Genomic DNA, 14,057 nt, shown 5'->3' on the forward strand with positions numbered 1-14,057 from the left:
CGGCCACGCGTTGTTGGGGGTCGGATGGCTTTTACCGATCCCCGCCCGGCCTGGCTTCGTTCGCTCAGTTTCACTAGTGAGGTAAATGTTATGCAGAAGATCGATATCGAACTGATTCCCGGCGGCGCGAGCCCTCCTCCCATCCGGGTCGGCGGGGCCACCATCGAGGAGTCCGCCATCGCCCAGGAGATGCAGTTCCATCCGGCGGACTCCGCCGGTACGGCCCAGCTCAAGGCGGCCCGGGCGCTGGTGGTACGCGAGCTGCTGTGCCAGCGCGCCGCGGACCTCGGCCTGCTCGAGGCGTCCGGCGAGGCGCTGGACGAGGGCGATACCGCCATCGCCGCGCTGCTGGAGCAGGAGTTGGAGGTGCCGGAGCCCTCCGAGGAGGATTGTCGCCGCTTCCACGCCGCCCACGCCGAGCGCTTCAGCGAGCCCACCCTCGTGAAGGTGCGCCATATCCTGCTGGCGGCGGCACCGGACGACGCGGAGGGTCGGGATGCCGGTTACCGAGAGGGTGAAAAGCTGCTCAAGGCGCTCGCCGAGATCCCCGAGCGCTTCACCGAGTTTGCCATGCGCCACTCCGCCTGCCCCTCGAAGGAGCAGGGCGGAGAGCTGGGCTGGCTGGCCCCGGGTCAGACCGTGCCCGAGCTGGACCGTGCCCTTCAGCACCTCCCAGAGGGCCTGCATGACCGCCCTCTGGCGTCGCGCTACGGCTGGCATGTGGTCGTCATCGACGAGCGTATCGAGGGGCGCGAGCTGCCCTTTGATCAGGTCGCCGAGCGCGTGCGCCACAGCCTGCGCGAGCAGTCCACCCGTCGTGCGCTGCGCCATTACCTGCTGATGCTGGAGGCGGAGATCGGCGTCGAGGGGGTCACCCTGGACGACGATAGCGCCAACTCGCTGATGCAGTGAGACGAGGGCCATTCCCGGCCCTCGCGCCCCGCAACGTTTCTGTGCATCTGCCGCCCGCGCCACGGGCGGTGAGGAGGACTTCATGGCCCACGTTCACGCCAATACCCCCTTCGCCCCGCTGGGCATCGCCGTGCTGACGGTCTCCGACACCCGCGGGTTCGACGAGGACGGCAGCGGCGACCTGCTCGCCAAACGGCTCACCGAGGCCGGCCATGCCCTGGTTGAGCGTTGCATCGTCCCCGACGATGTCTATCGCATCCGCGCGGTGGTCTCGAAGTGGGTGGTGCGTGATGACATCCAGGTGGTGCTGGTCAATGGCGGCACCGGCTTCACACCTCGCGACACCACGCCCGAAGCGCTGGCGCCTTTGTTTGACAAGGCCATCGACGGCTATGGCGAGCTGTTCCGTCAGCTGTCGCTGGCCAGCATTGGCACCTCCACCATCCAGTCCCGCGCCGTGGCCGGGCTGATCGACCGCACTCTGGTGTTCGCCATGCCCGGTTCGCCGAAGGCCTGCGCTACCGCCTGGGACGGCATCCTGGTCGCCCAGCTCGACGCCCGCACTCGGCCCTGCAACTTCGTGGCCATGGTGTTGCCGGACGCCAAGCCCTGCCTCAGCCGACAGGGGGCCGAGCCCGAGGCGGCTCGCCGGACGGTGGAATCATGAGCGGCTGCGGCTGTGCCGAGGTCGTCACCCCCGGGCTGCTGGATCTCTTTGACGCTCGGGCGCGGATGATCGCCGCGGCCCGGCCCATCCGCGGGTCCGAACGGGTGGCCCTGGCCGAGGCCGCCCGCCGGGTGCTGGCCGAGGATGCCCTGGCCGGCCTCGATATGCCGGGCGTCGACAACAGCGCGATGGACGGCTATGCCCTGCGCCTGGCCGAGATTTCTCTCGAGGGCCTGCCGGTGGCGCTGCGCGTGCCCGCCGGTGCCGGCGTGCTCAGGCTGCCTGAGGGGGGCTGCGCTCGTATCTTCACCGGTGCGCCGGTGCCGCTGGGCGCCGATGCCGTGGTGCCCCAGGAGCGGGTGCACCTGGACGCCGAGGGCCGGGTGCACGTCGAAGGCGAACTCGCCGAGGGGGCCAATATCCGCCGCCGCGGCGAGGAGACCCGTGTCGGCGACCTGCTGCTGCCGGTCGGGGCGCGCCTGGACGCGGCGGCCATCGCCCTGCTGGCCAGCCATGGCATCGACGAGGTTAACGTGGTGCGACGCCTGAGGGTGGCGTTGTTCTCCACCGGCGACGAGCTGATCGAGCCGGGCAGTGCTCGGGTGCCAGGCCAGGTCTACGACAGCAATCGCGCCATGTTGCACGCTCTGCTGGCCCTGGCCGGCTGTGAGGTGCTCGATCTGGGCGTGATCGCCGACACTTCCCTTGATCTGCAGCGGGCCTTTGCCGAGGCTCGCATCGAGGCCGATCTGGTAGTGTGTACCGGTGGCGTTTCGGTGGGCGAAGAGGACCATGTGCGGCCTGTCATCGAACGTCTGGGCGGTATTGCCTTCCACGGCGTGGCCATGAAACCCGGCAAGCCTTTCGCCCTGGGCTACCTGGGCGATTCACTGAGCGACGGCACGCCGCTGATCGCCCTCCCGGGCAACCCCGTGGCTTCGCTGGTGGGCTGGCAGCTGCTGGCGCTGCCCTTTGTTCAGGTCAGCCAGGGGCGCGAGGCAGCCCCGCTGCAGCGCTTTCCGGTCACCGCGGGTTTCTCCCGGCGTGGCCCGAAGGGGCGGCGTGAACTGCTTAGGGTAGTGCTCGACTGGACTTCTGGTGCACCGGTGGCTCGCCTGGCCGGGGGCCAGGGCTCCCATATGCTCAGCGCGGCGAGTCAAGCCCACGGCTATCTGATGATCGATGCCAACGATAATGTGGAGGAAGGCCATGCCTACGGTTACTGTCCCGCCGTCCAGTTCCTCGACTGAGTTGCTGTTCAAGCCCAAGCAGCTACGTGAGCTCGTGTTGGGTGTCTCCTGGCTCGCGGCGCTGTCCGACGATGAGGTGGAGGCGCTGCTCGAGGCGTCCGTGCTGCGCACTCTGACGCCCCGTGAATGGCTGTTTCGCCAGGAGACCCCGGCCGAGTGGTTGCACATCGTGATCAGCGGCACCGTGCGCCTGGTGCGCTCCGCCGGTGACGGCCGCATGGCCACCATCCGCTGTGCCGAGCGCGGCGGCACCCTGGGCGAGCTGAGCATGGTCTCCAGCGCGGGGGTCTATCTCTACTCCTCCGAGGCGCTGCGCCGCACCCATGTGCTGTCGATCCCTGCGGCTCGCTGCCGCGAGATCATGGACTGTCAACCGGCCTGCCGGGCCGAGTTCATGAGCCGCCTGGCGCTGGAGCTCACAGAGCGGCTCGAAGATCTGGCGCTGCTCACCCAGGGCGACGCCATGTCGCGGCTGGTCAGCTACGTGCTGCGCCAGCTGCCGGCGGGACGCATGAAAGCCCCCCGGGTGGTCCGCTTGACCATTCCCAAGCGCTGGCTGGCGGCCCAGCTGGCCATGACGCCCGAGACCCTATCGCGGCTGCTGGGCAAGCTGCGCGACAGCGGCGCCATCAACATCGACCGCCAGCGGCTGACCGTGCTCGACGAGCACAAGCTGCGCGACTTCATGATGACCGACGCCTGACGTCCCCTGGACGTGGGTGACGCACCGGAAGAGGGAGGCGACATGTCCCGAGCCACCAGCAAGCCCCGCACCCTGGTCTACTCCTGTTCGGGCTGCTCCGACGTAGCCCAGCTGGCCAATGACGTGGCGCTGCGCCTGGATCACTCGGGTGCGGCCGAGATGTCCTGCATCGCCGGCGTCGGCGGCGGGGTACCGGGTCTTGTGCGCACCGCTCGCTCCGGCCGGCCCATTGTGGCCATTGACGGCTGCCAGATGCACTGCGCCAGCCACTGCCTGGCCAACGCCGGGGTCACTCCTACCGAACACGTCAAGCTCTACGAGCGTGGCTTGCGCAAGCGGCGCGGCCAGCTGTATGACGAGGAGACCGTCGCTGAGGTGGCCATCGAGGTGGGCGAGCTGATTGCCCGCCTGCCGGTGGACGCCGAGGCGGGCGTGGCGCCCGCCAGGGCCCGGACATGAGCGCTCTCGTCGACGACTTCGGCCGCACAAGACCACCCTGGGCCCCTCGCGCTACTTCCGTATGGCCGACAGCGACTCGCGCATTGGCTTTATCTCGCCCCATAGCCACAACTTTTGCGACGCCTGCAACCGGGTGCGGGTCACTGCCGAGGGCCGCCTGTTGCTCTGCCTCGGCAACGAGCACTCGGTGGACGTGCGCGCCGTTCTGCGCCGCTACCCCGGCGACACCGAGCGCCTCAAGGCCACTATCGTCGCCGCCATGACGAAGAAGCCCGAGCGTCACCACTTCACCAACGACGGCGACGTCAAGGTGGTGCGCTTCATGAACATGACCGGCGGCTAGCCAGTACCCCATGAGGATGATGCGTTTGGCGAGTGTCGGCCAGCGTGCCTGAATCTTCTCTCGAATGACGATCTCGGAGGGCCTGGCGGGCTTCCGCCGACAATGATGTATTCGACCATGCCTGTGTGCGACATCTCGGCCCCCTGAAAGCGACGGGATGGTCGTTATTCATTCGCTCCCCGCCGGCATGTGTGCAACTCTGACATGTCAGATCGCGACGCTTTGCGGTGACTATCGGAACAGACTTGTCTGATCGCGACAGCCAGACATCGGTGGGCGTCCTGATGCGAACATAACAATAACTCGAGTACGAGCCCGTACAGGAGTCTCGCCATGACGACCCGTCCCCAAGCGCCGCAGAAGCCGGCCGCCCCCCAGGCCATCGGCTTCCTGCTGCTGGAAAATTTCACCCTCTTTTCGCTGGCCTCGGCCATTGAGCCCTTGCGCATGGCCAATCAGCTGGCCGGCCGAGAGCTTTACCGCTGGTTCACCCTGACCATCGATGGCGAGCCGATTTCCGCCAGCGATGGCCTCAAGGTCACACCGGATGCGGCGACCACGGTGCCGTTGGCGCTGGACATGGTGGTGGTGTGCGGCGGAGTCGGGCCGTCTCGCGCCGTACAGCGTGAGCATGTCATCTGGCTGCAGGGCCAGGCGCGCCTCTCTCGTCGGCTGGGGGGCATCTGCACCGGTAGCTGGGCGCTGGCCAAGGCGGGGCTTTTGGATGGCTACGAGACCAGCGTCCACTGGGAGTGCCTGGCCGCCATGCAGGAGCACTTCCCCCGTGCCCTGCTGACGACACGGTTGTTCTCCATCGACCGCGACAGGGCGACTGCCTCGGGCGGGACAGCTCCCTTGGACATGATGCTCACGCTGATCGGTCGTGATCATGGCCGCGAACTCTCGGCGGGGATTTCCGAGATGTTCATCTGCGACCGGGTGCGCGGGGAGCAGGACCTGCAGCGGGTGCCCCTCAAGCATATCCTGGGTACGACCCAGCCCAAGCTGCTGGAGATCGTGGCGCTGATGGAAGCCAACCTCGAGGAGCCCATCGAGCTCGAGGAGCTGGCGGCCTATGTCGGCGTGTCGCGTCGCCAGCTGGAGCGTCTGTTCCAGAAATACCTGCTCTGCTCGCCGTCGCGCTACTACCTCAAGCTGCGACTGACCCGCGCCCGACAGCTGCTCAAACAGACCTCGATATCGATCATCGAGGTGGCGTCGGCCTGTGGCTTCGTCTCCACCCCGCACTTTTCGAAATGCTACCGGGAGTTCTTCGGCCAGCCGCCTCGAGACGAACGGCTGGGCGCGAGCCCGGTCAGGCTGCCCGTTCCACCGTCATGTGAGCAGGTGGGATCCAACCTGGAACTGCTGTCGTTCGAGGTCTTTCCGGCCGAGCCGGTCTCCTTCGCCGTCATGGCCCTCGACCAGGCTCGTGGTGAGCCGACCTACGCAAGCGTTTCTATTCGCTACTGACACCTGCTTTCCTGACCTCTGCCTTCCTGACACCTTCTGTTGAATCGATCGCCATTGCTGAAATGATCGCCATGCCGGCCCGTCACGGGACGGCATGGCACTGTCGTGCGTCGCTCCCACAACAGCCATGACGTTTTTGGAATTCCCGTCGTCGCTTCCAGGCGACGAGCCGGGGAGGGCCGACGCTATGCTGCCGTCGAGTCAATTCCTTTCCCGGAGCGGCACCCATGACCCCAAGAGAGCTGCACGACGACGCTGTCGTCATCGATGGCCTGATCATCGCCAAATGGAACCGCGAGCTGTTCGAGGACATGCGACGCGGAGGTCTGACGGCGGCCAACTGCACGGTATCCGTCTGGGAGGGCTTCCAGGCCACCGTCGACAACATCGTCCGGTCCAATGCGCTGATGGCCGAGTGCCGCGACCTGGTCCGCCCCGTGCGCACGACTGCCGACATCACCCGGGCCAAGGAGGAGGGCAGGACCGGCATCCTGTTTGGCTTTCAGAACGCCAATGCCTTCGAAGACCAGATCGGCTACGTGGAGGTCTTCAAGCAGCTGGGCGTGGGCATCGTACAGATGTGCTACAACACCCAGAACCTGGTAGGCACCGGCTGCTATGAGCGCGACGGAGGCCTCTCCGGTTTCGGTCGCGAGATCGTTGCCGAAATGAATCGCGTCGGCATCATGTGCGACCTCTCCCATGTCGGCGGAAACACCTCAAGGGAGGTGATCGAGGCCTCCGAGAAGCCGGTCTGCTACTCCCACTGCCTGCCCTCCGGGCTCAAGGAACACCCCCGCAACAAGTCCGACGCCGAACTCAAGTTCATCGCCGACCGCGGCGGCTTCGTCGGCGTGACCATGTTCACTCCCTTCCTGCGCGCCGGCATCGACGCCACTGTCGACGACTACGTCGAGGCCATCGAGTACGTGATGAATATCGTCGGCGAGGATGCCATCGGCATCGGTACCGACTTCACCCAGGGCCACGGCGAGGACTTCTTCGAGTGGCTGACCCATGACAAGGGCTATGCCCGCCGCCTGACCCGCTTCGGCGAGATCATCAACCCCGAGGGCATCCGCACCATCGGCGAGTTCCCCAACCTTACCGAGGCGCTGCTGCGTCGCGGCTTCAGCGAGCCTCTGGTGCGCAAGATCATGGGTGAGAACTGGATGCGGGTACTGCGTGACGTCTGGGGGGCATGACAATGACCAAGATAACCCCCGAACTGCCCATCGAAGTGGATAGCGAAACCGGCGTCTGGACTACCGATGCCCTGCCCATGCTCTATGTACCGCGGCACTTCTTTATCAACAACCACATGGCCGTGGAGGAAGCGTTGGGTGTGGATAAGTACGCCGAGATCCTCTATCACGCCGGCTACAAGAGCGCCTGGCACTGGTGCGAGAAGGAGGCCGAGCTGCACGGGCTCGACGGCGTAGACGTCTTCGAACACTACATGCGGCGTCTCTCACAGCGCGGCTGGGGGCACTTCATCGTGGAAGCCATCGACGTGGAGGCCGGCACCTGCCAGGTACGCCTCGAACACAGCGCCTTCGTCTACCAGCTGGGCAAGGTGGGTCGCAAGGTGGAGTACATGTTCACCGGCTGGTTCGCTGGCGCCATGGACCAGATTCTCGCCGCGCGTGGCAGCACGCTGCGCACCGTCGCCGAGCAGACCCAGAGCGCCGCCGAACAAGGCTGCGACGTGGGTCGTTTCGTCACCCGTCCGCTCGACACCCCCCGGGGCTGAGGAGTCACCACCATGGCATTCGATGCGATCTTCCAGCCGATCGAGATCGGTAAGCTCACCATCCGCAACCGGGTCGTCAGCACCGCCCACGCCGAGGTCTATGCCACCGACGGGGGCATGACCACCGAGCGCTACGTTAGGTACTACGAGGAGAAGGCCAAGGGCGGCTGCGGCCTGTGTATCTGCGGCGGCTCCTCGGTGGTTTCCATCGATAGCCCCCAGGGCTGGTGGAGCTCGGTCAACCTCGCGACCGACCGCATCATTCCGCATTTCCAGAATCTGGCGGATGCCGTCCACAAGCACGGCGGCAAGATCATGATCCAGATCACCCACATGGGGCGTCGCTCCCGCTGGGATGGTTACGACTGGACGACCCTGCTGTCGCCTTCGGGTATCCGCGAGCCGGTTCACCGCTCCACCTGCAAGACCATCGAGGAGGAGGAGATCTGGCGCATCATCGGTGACTTCGCCCAGGCTGCCCGCCGGGCCAAGGCAGGGGGCCTCGACGGCGTCGAGCTCTCTGCCGTGCACCAGCACTTGATCGACCAGTTCTGGAGCCCGCGGGTCAACAAGCGCGAGGATGAGTGGGGCGGAAGCTTCGAGAACCGCATGCGTTTCGGCATGGAGGTGCTCAAGGCGGTACGTGCCGAGGTCGGCGACGATTTCGTGGTGGGCATGCGCATCTGCGGCGATGAGTTCCACCCGGATGGCCTCTCCCACGACGACATGAAGCAGATCGCCACCTACTACGATGCCACCGGTCAGGTGGATTTCTTCGGCGTGGTTGGCTCGGGCTGCGACACTCACAACTCGCTGGCCAACGTCATTCCCAACATGTCCTACCCGCCGGAGCCCTTCCTGCATCTGGCGGCGGGCATCAAGGAAGTGGTCAAGGTGCCGGTGATCCATGCCCAGAACATCAAGGATCCCAACCAGGCCCAGCGCATCCTCGAGGGCGGCTATGTAGACCTGGTGGGCATGACCCGGGCGCACATCGCCGATCCGCACCTGATCGCCAAGATCAAGATGGGTCAGATTGACCAGATCAAGCAGTGCGTGGGCGCCAACTACTGCATCGACCGCCAGTACCAGGGCCTGGATGTGCTGTGCATCCAGAATGCCGCCACTTCCCGAGAGTACATGGGCCTGCCTCATATCATCGAGAAGAGCGAAGGCCCCAAGCGCAAGGTCGTGGTGGTGGGCGGTGGCCCCGGCGGCATGGAAGCGGCTCGCGTTGCTGCCGAGCGTGGTCATGACGTGACCCTGTTCGAGGTCGCGGAGGCGCTGGGCGGGCAGATCACCATCGCCGCCCAGGCACCCCAGCGCGATCAGATCGCCGGCATCACCCGCTGGTACCAGCTGGAACTGGCGCGTCTGAACGTGGACCTGCGCCTGGGCACCCGCGCCGACGAGGCGACGCTGCTTGATCTGCGCCCGGATATTGTGGTGCTGGCCACCGGTGGCCAGCCCTTCCTGAGTCAGGTCCCGGGCTGGGCGTACTCGGAAGACCCCACAGAGAGCCTGGTGGTCAGCACCTGGGACGTGCTCTCGGGCAAGGTGGCACCGGGCAAGAACGTGCTGATCTTTGACGCCATCTGCGAGTTTTCCGGCGTCTCGGCAGCGGACTACCTGGCCGACAAGGGCGCCAAGGTAGAGATTGTCACCGACGACATCAAGCCCGGCGCGGCAGTGGGGGGGACTACCTTTCCCACCTACTACCGAAGTCTCTACGAAAAGGAGGTGATCATGACCTCCGACCTTGCGCTGCATAAGGTCTATCGCGAGGGCGACAGCCTGGTGGCGGTGCTCGAGAACGAGTACACCGGCGTCCTGGAAGAGCGGGTCGTCGATCAGGTGGTGGTGGAGAACGGCGTGCGTCCCGACGAGGCCCTCTACTTTGCCCTCAAGGCGCAGTCCCGCAACAAGGGCCAGCTGAATCTGGAAGCCCTCTACGCCATCCAGCCCCAGCCCTGCCTGGTGGAAGAGAGAGGGCAGGAGGGTGACGGCTTCCTGCTGTTCCGCCTGGGCGACTGCACGGCGCCACGCAATATCCATGCGGCGATCTATGACGCTCTGCGGATCTGCAAGGACTTTTAACCCCTGGCTGGATGCTCGAAGCGTGAAACGGGAAGTGACATGTGGCCTTGGGCCTCTTCTTCCGACTTCCGGCTTCCTGCTTTCGGCTCGCCGATGAGGTGAGCGAGATGCTCGAAACCCTGCTACCGATACTGATCTTCACCGCCCTGGGCCTGGCGGTAATCGGCGCCTGGCGGCGTGTTCGCCTGTGGCGCCAGGGGCGTCCCTCCGCCGTGCCGCTTTTCAAGGGGCTGGCCGCCTTGCCGCGTCGCTACCTGGTGGATCTGCACCACGTGGTGGGGCGCGACAAGGTCATCTCCAACACCCACGTGGCAACCGCCGGTGGCTTCGTGGCCGCCGCCGTGCTGATGATCCTGGTGCACGGCCTGGGCCTGGCGCAGGGAATTCTGGGCTGGTTGCTGCTGGCGGCCAGCGCCTGCATGTTCGTGGGCAGTCTCTTCGTGGCCCGTCGTCGCCGCCATCCACCCCCCCGGCTCTCCAGGGGCCCCTGGATGCGGTTGCCGAAAAGCCTGATGGCTTTCTCGCTGAGCGTGTTCTTGATCACCCTGCCGACGGTCGACGTGCTTCCGCAAGACGCTGGCAGCTGGGTGCTGGCCCTGATACTGAGCGCGGTGGTGGCCTGGGGCCTGGCCGAAATGGTGGTCGGCATGACCTGGGGCGGCCCAATGAAGCATGCCTTCGCCGGCGCGCTGCATCTGGCCTTCCACCGTCGCTCCGAGCGGTTTTCCACCAAGCAGGTGGGTAGCGGCCGTTCCACCGGCCTCAAGGCGTTGGATCTGGACGATGAGAGGGCGCCACTGGGCGTCGAGAGGCCAGCCGACTTCACCTGGAACCAGCTGCTCGGCTTCGACGCCTGCGTGCAGTGCGGCCGCTGCGAGGCGGTGTGCCCGGCCTTCGCCGCCGGCCAGCCCCTCAACCCCAAGAAGCTGATCCAGGACATGGTGGTGGGCCTGGCCGGAGGCAGCGACGCTGCCTATGCCGGCAGTCCGCACCCTTCACAAGGGCTTGGCGGCAAGCCGTTGGGCGAGCACCGAGGCGATCCTCATGGGCCGATTGTGGCTCGCGAGGGAACGGCGCTGGTCGATGCCGAGACCCTGTGGTCCTGCACCACCTGTCGCGCCTGCGTGGAGGAGTGCCCAATGATGATCGAGCACGTGGATGCCATCGTCGACATGCGTCGCTTCCTCACTCTGGAGCGTGGCGAGACGCCCAACAAGGCGCCCGAGGTGCTCGACAACCTGATTGCCACCGATAATCCCGGCGGTTTCGCTCCCGGTTCTCGCATGAACTGGGCCGCCGACCTCAACCTGCCGCTGATCGCCGACCTGCAACAGGTCGACGTCCTGCTGTGGCTCGGCGATGGCGCCTTCGATATGCGCAACCAGCGCACGCTGCGTGCGCTGGTCAAGGTGCTTCGCGCGGCGGAGGTGGATTTTGCGGTACTCGGTAACGAGGAGCGTGACAGCGGCGACGTGGCCAGGCGCCTGGGTGACGAGGCGACCTTCCAGTCCCTTGCCAAGCGCAATATCGCCACCCTGGCCAAGTACCGCTTCCAGCAGATCGTGACCTGCGACCCGCACAGCTTCCATGTGCTGGGAAACGAGTACGGAGAGCTCGGCGGCGTCTATGACGTTCGCCACCACAGTACCTATATCGCCGAGCTCCACGACGCGGGTCGGCTGGCGTTCTCGCCCTGGAAGGGCGGCAGCGTGACCTACCACGACCCCTGCTACCTCGGCCGCTACAACGGCGAGTACGAGGCGCCGCGCAGGGTCCTCGAGGCGCTGGGCATCGAGCTCAACGAGATGCAACGCTCCGGCTTCCGCTCGCGCTGCTGCGGTGGCGGCGGTGGCGCGCCGATCACCGATATCCCCGGCGAGCGGCGCATTCCCGACATGCGCATGAACGACGTCAAGGAGAGCGGCGCCGCGCTGGTAGCGGTCGGCTGTCCCCAGTGCACCGCCATGCTGGAGGGAGTGGTGGACAAGACGGCTGAGGTTCGCGATATCGCTGAATTGGTGGCCGACGCCATCGTGATGCCTTCCGTCAGGCCGCGCCGAGGTGAGCGCTCCTCTCCCGAGGCCAGGACAGAAGAGGTGGTGTCATGAGCGAGATGTGTCGTCGCGATCCGCGTCGTGAGTGGATTGCCCGCAACCGCCTGCATCCCGAGCATGCCAGCGCGCTCGCCGCCCTTGGGAGCATCGGGGGCGGCGGGGCCGCCAGCGAATGGTTGGGCCCCGGCGGCGTGCTGCGTCGAAATCCCCATGGCGTGGGCTTTATTGGCCCCAATGGCGTCAAGCGTATCGACCGCAGCGGTGCCCAGCAGGGCGGCCCGGCGTCGGGACACGGTCGCCAGGCTGTCCAGCAGGATCGCCGCCGCCATGTCGAGATTTCCGATCCCGCCTTCCTGGTGGCGGTGGTGCCCGACCTTACCGGCGGTCGTCTCTCCGGCCACGATAAGGACCTGCTGGGCCTGGCCCGGCGTCTGGCGGATGCCGATCCCGAGCGTCCCGGCGCGGTACTGGCCGTGATATTTGGGCAGCACAAGGGCGAGGGGGGCGGCGAGATGAAAGAGCAGGCCTTTGGGGAGGCGGGAGTCGATCGGTTGCTGCATTTCGGCGATGAGGCCTATGCCGGCTTCGCCCCCGAGGCGCGTCTGGCGGCGCTGGCCGCCGTGGAGCGGGAGCTGGCGCCGCGGCACTGGCTGCTGCCCGACTCGCCCCTGGGCGGGGCCGATCTGGGGCGGCGCCTGGCGCTGCGCCTTGGCGAACGCCCTGCCACCGGGGTCTGGCAGATCGAGGGCGATGGCGAAGCGCCACTGGGTTGGCGCTGTACCGCCCGCGGCGCGGCGGAGCGCCTGGATATCCAGCGGCCCCTGCCGCGGGTCGCCCTGGTACTCGCCGAGTGTGCCGAACCGGTGGACGAGACCCGTCACGCGGCGGAGCCGCTGAGTCTTGGTGCCGAGGTTCCCAGCGCCTTGTCGCGCATCGAGGACCTGGGGCAGGTGGCGGTGGACCCGGCCGGCGTGGCCCTGGCCGAGGCGGAGTTCATCCTCTCGGCGGGCAATGGCGTCAAGGACTGGGACGGATTCCATCATGCCGCCAGGGTGCTCGGAGCGACGGAAGGCGCCTCCCGCGTGGCGGTGGATGACGGTTTCATGGCCCGCGATCGTCAGGTGGGGGCGTCCGGCACCTGGGTTACCGCCCGGGTCTATCTGGCGGTGGGCATCTCGGGGGCTATTCAGCACCTGCAGGGCATCCAGAGCTGCGACAAGGTGGTGGCCATCAACCTCGATCCTGGATGCGACATGATCAAGCGCGCCGACCTGGCGGTGATCGGTGAAGCCGCCGATATCCTCGCCGCTCTGGTGGCAAAGGTGGAACAGCAGCGGGGAGGACAGCGCGATGCGGCCTGAGCAGCAGGGTATCGAGATGGCAGTTCTGGTCTCGGTGGGGCGTCACCCCATCACGGGGCGCGCCCGCCGGGCAGACCAGGATGCCCGAGGCCTGGAGTTGGCCCTGGGCCTGGAAAGCCGGTTGCCCGGCTCACGGATCGGCCTGCTGCATGCCGGCCCACGCAGCGAGGAGAGCGAATCGGCCCTGCGCGGCTACTTAGGTATGGCCGCAGGCGCTGGTATGGCCGCAGGCGCTGGCATGGCCGCAGGCGCCGACCGGGGGCTGGGGAGCCTGACGCTGCTGGAACAGCCTGAGGGAGCCGATGCCATATCGGCCCTGGCCGACCACCTGGCAGCGGCCATGCCGCAGCTGGTGATCACCGGCACCCGTGCGGAACGCGGCGAAGGCTCCGGGTGGCTGCCCTATGCCCTGGCCGAGCGTCTCGGCTGGCCCCTGGTCAATGGCCTGGCGGCGGTGGAAAAGGTGGAGAATGGGGTGGCGACCCTGCTTCAGGCACTGCCTCGCGGCCAGCGCCGGCGTCTGCAGGTGCGTTTGCCCGCCATCGTCTGCGTGGACGCTGCGGCGCCGGCGGCACGCCAGAGTGCCTTCGGTCCAGCCCGCCGGGCCGAGATCGAGGCCACTCCGGTGGCCGCCGAGCTCGATCATGAGCTGGCCGGGTGGCAGATGGCCCCAGCGCGCAAACGGCCCAAGCGTTTGAAGATCATCAAGGCCGCCTCGGCCCGGGATCGTTTCAAGGCGGCCGCGGCCAAGGCAGAGGGGGGCAGCGGGCAGGTGCTGGAGGGCGTCAGCAGCGAGCAGGGCGCGGAGGCAATTTTCACGCTGCTGCGCGAGGAGGGTGTGCTGCGCTCCTGACAATCGGTCTTCCTGCAATGACGCTGTTGTCGGCATGCCGGAGTGGCAGCTCCACGCTCGTCCGATCTGGAGACGATGTCTCGAACAGACATGCGAGTGCCTCTATGGAGCAAGAGGGACGCCGGAGAGCGC

General features: G+C 66.7%; 12 protein-coding genes and 1 pseudogene. All 13 read left to right on the forward strand.

The annotated features are described in order from the left end of the window. The first annotated feature begins 90 nt into the window (after window positions 1-90). The 13 genes and pseudogenes from ACFODV_RS07640 to etfB all read left to right on the forward strand — a co-directional run bounded on the left by ACFODV_RS07640 (window position 91) and on the right by etfB (window position 13,925). On the forward strand, window positions 91-912 hold the full coding sequence (locus ACFODV_RS07640; RefSeq protein ID WP_379757106.1) for a peptidylprolyl isomerase: 822 nt from the start codon (window positions 91-93) through the stop codon (window positions 910-912). A gap of 82 nt (window positions 913-994) precedes the next feature. After that, window positions 995-1,579, forward strand: coding sequence for a molybdenum cofactor biosynthesis protein B (gene moaB / locus ACFODV_RS07645; RefSeq protein WP_379757109.1), 585 nt, complete (start codon window positions 995-997; stop codon window positions 1,577-1,579). After that, complete coding sequence (locus ACFODV_RS07650) at window positions 1,576-2,829, forward strand: molybdopterin molybdotransferase MoeA (protein WP_379757112.1); 1,254 nt, start codon at window positions 1,576-1,578, stop codon at window positions 2,827-2,829. The genes moaB and ACFODV_RS07650 overlap by 4 nt, the downstream gene beginning before the upstream one ends. Further along, window positions 2,789-3,532 carry a Crp/Fnr family transcriptional regulator gene (locus ACFODV_RS07655; protein WP_379757115.1) on the forward strand — a complete coding sequence of 248 codons (744 nt, stop codon included), beginning with the start codon at window positions 2,789-2,791 and terminating at the stop codon, window positions 3,530-3,532. The genes ACFODV_RS07650 and ACFODV_RS07655 overlap by 41 nt, the downstream gene beginning before the upstream one ends. A 42-nt stretch (window positions 3,533-3,574) precedes the next feature. Further along, complete coding sequence (locus tag ACFODV_RS07660; RefSeq protein WP_379757118.1) at window positions 3,575-3,991, forward strand: putative zinc-binding protein; 417 nt, start codon at window positions 3,575-3,577, stop codon at window positions 3,989-3,991. Between the two features lie 28 nt (window positions 3,992-4,019). After that, a pseudogene (locus ACFODV_RS07665) lies at window positions 4,020-4,334 on the forward strand (GTP 3',8-cyclase MoaA); the annotation flags it as partial. Window positions 4,335-4,667: 333 nt separating this feature from the next. Next, entirely contained in the window at window positions 4,668-5,807 is a 1,140-nt protein-coding gene (gene gbdR, locus ACFODV_RS07670) for a choline metabolism transcriptional regulator GbdR (protein ID WP_379757121.1), read from the forward strand. Between the two features lie 227 nt (window positions 5,808-6,034). After that, on the forward strand, window positions 6,035-7,012 hold the full coding sequence (locus ACFODV_RS07675; RefSeq protein ID WP_379757124.1) for a dipeptidase: 978 nt from the start codon (window positions 6,035-6,037) through the stop codon (window positions 7,010-7,012). A 2-nt stretch (window positions 7,013-7,014) separates the two neighbouring features. Continuing rightward, window positions 7,015-7,560, forward strand: coding sequence for a DUF5943 domain-containing protein (locus ACFODV_RS07680; RefSeq protein ID WP_379757127.1), 546 nt, complete (start codon window positions 7,015-7,017; stop codon window positions 7,558-7,560). Between the two features lie 12 nt (window positions 7,561-7,572). Further along, complete coding sequence (dgcA, locus tag ACFODV_RS07685) at window positions 7,573-9,657, forward strand: dimethylglycine demethylation protein DgcA (protein ID WP_379757130.1); 2,085 nt, start codon at window positions 7,573-7,575, stop codon at window positions 9,655-9,657. 107 nt (window positions 9,658-9,764) lie between these two features. After that, the gene (locus tag ACFODV_RS07690; RefSeq protein WP_379757132.1) at window positions 9,765-11,765 is read left to right on the forward strand and encodes a (Fe-S)-binding protein; all 2,001 of its coding nucleotides are present in this window, start codon (window positions 9,765-9,767) and stop codon (window positions 11,763-11,765) included. Continuing rightward, complete coding sequence (etfA, locus tag ACFODV_RS07695) at window positions 11,762-13,072, forward strand: electron transfer flavoprotein subunit alpha (RefSeq protein ID WP_379757135.1); 1,311 nt, start codon at window positions 11,762-11,764, stop codon at window positions 13,070-13,072. Before ACFODV_RS07690 ends, etfA begins: the two co-directional genes overlap by 4 nt. Next, the gene (etfB, locus tag ACFODV_RS07700; protein WP_379757138.1) at window positions 13,062-13,925 is read left to right on the forward strand and encodes an electron transfer flavoprotein subunit beta; all 864 of its coding nucleotides are present in this window, start codon (window positions 13,062-13,064) and stop codon (window positions 13,923-13,925) included. The genes etfA and etfB overlap by 11 nt, the downstream gene beginning before the upstream one ends. Window positions 13,926-14,057: the final 132 nt, after the last annotated feature.

It is taken from the genome of Halomonas tibetensis, assembly GCF_042643535.1.
Classification (GTDB): Bacteria; Pseudomonadota; Gammaproteobacteria; order Pseudomonadales; family Halomonadaceae; genus Halomonas; species Halomonas tibetensis.

Coding starts and splice junctions, on each gene's coding strand:
- ACFODV_RS07640 (WP_379757106.1), top strand. CDS start 91: ATGCAGAAGATCGATATCGAACTGATTCCCGGCGGCGCGAGCCCTCCT.
- moaB (WP_379757109.1), top strand. CDS start 995: ATGGCCCACGTTCACGCCAATACCCCCTTCGCCCCGCTGGGCATCGCC.
- ACFODV_RS07650 (WP_379757112.1), top strand. CDS start 1,576: ATGAGCGGCTGCGGCTGTGCCGAGGTCGTCACCCCCGGGCTGCTGGAT.
- ACFODV_RS07655 (WP_379757115.1), top strand. CDS start 2,789: ATGCCTACGGTTACTGTCCCGCCGTCCAGTTCCTCGACTGAGTTGCTG.
- ACFODV_RS07660 (WP_379757118.1), top strand. CDS start 3,575: ATGTCCCGAGCCACCAGCAAGCCCCGCACCCTGGTCTACTCCTGTTCG.
- gbdR (WP_379757121.1), top strand. CDS start 4,668: ATGACGACCCGTCCCCAAGCGCCGCAGAAGCCGGCCGCCCCCCAGGCC.
- ACFODV_RS07675 (WP_379757124.1), top strand. CDS start 6,035: ATGACCCCAAGAGAGCTGCACGACGACGCTGTCGTCATCGATGGCCTG.
- ACFODV_RS07680 (WP_379757127.1), top strand. CDS start 7,015: ATGACCAAGATAACCCCCGAACTGCCCATCGAAGTGGATAGCGAAACC.
- dgcA (WP_379757130.1), top strand. CDS start 7,573: ATGGCATTCGATGCGATCTTCCAGCCGATCGAGATCGGTAAGCTCACC.
- ACFODV_RS07690 (WP_379757132.1), top strand. CDS start 9,765: ATGCTCGAAACCCTGCTACCGATACTGATCTTCACCGCCCTGGGCCTG.
- etfA (WP_379757135.1), top strand. CDS start 11,762: ATGAGCGAGATGTGTCGTCGCGATCCGCGTCGTGAGTGGATTGCCCGC.
- etfB (WP_379757138.1), top strand. CDS start 13,062: ATGCGGCCTGAGCAGCAGGGTATCGAGATGGCAGTTCTGGTCTCGGTG.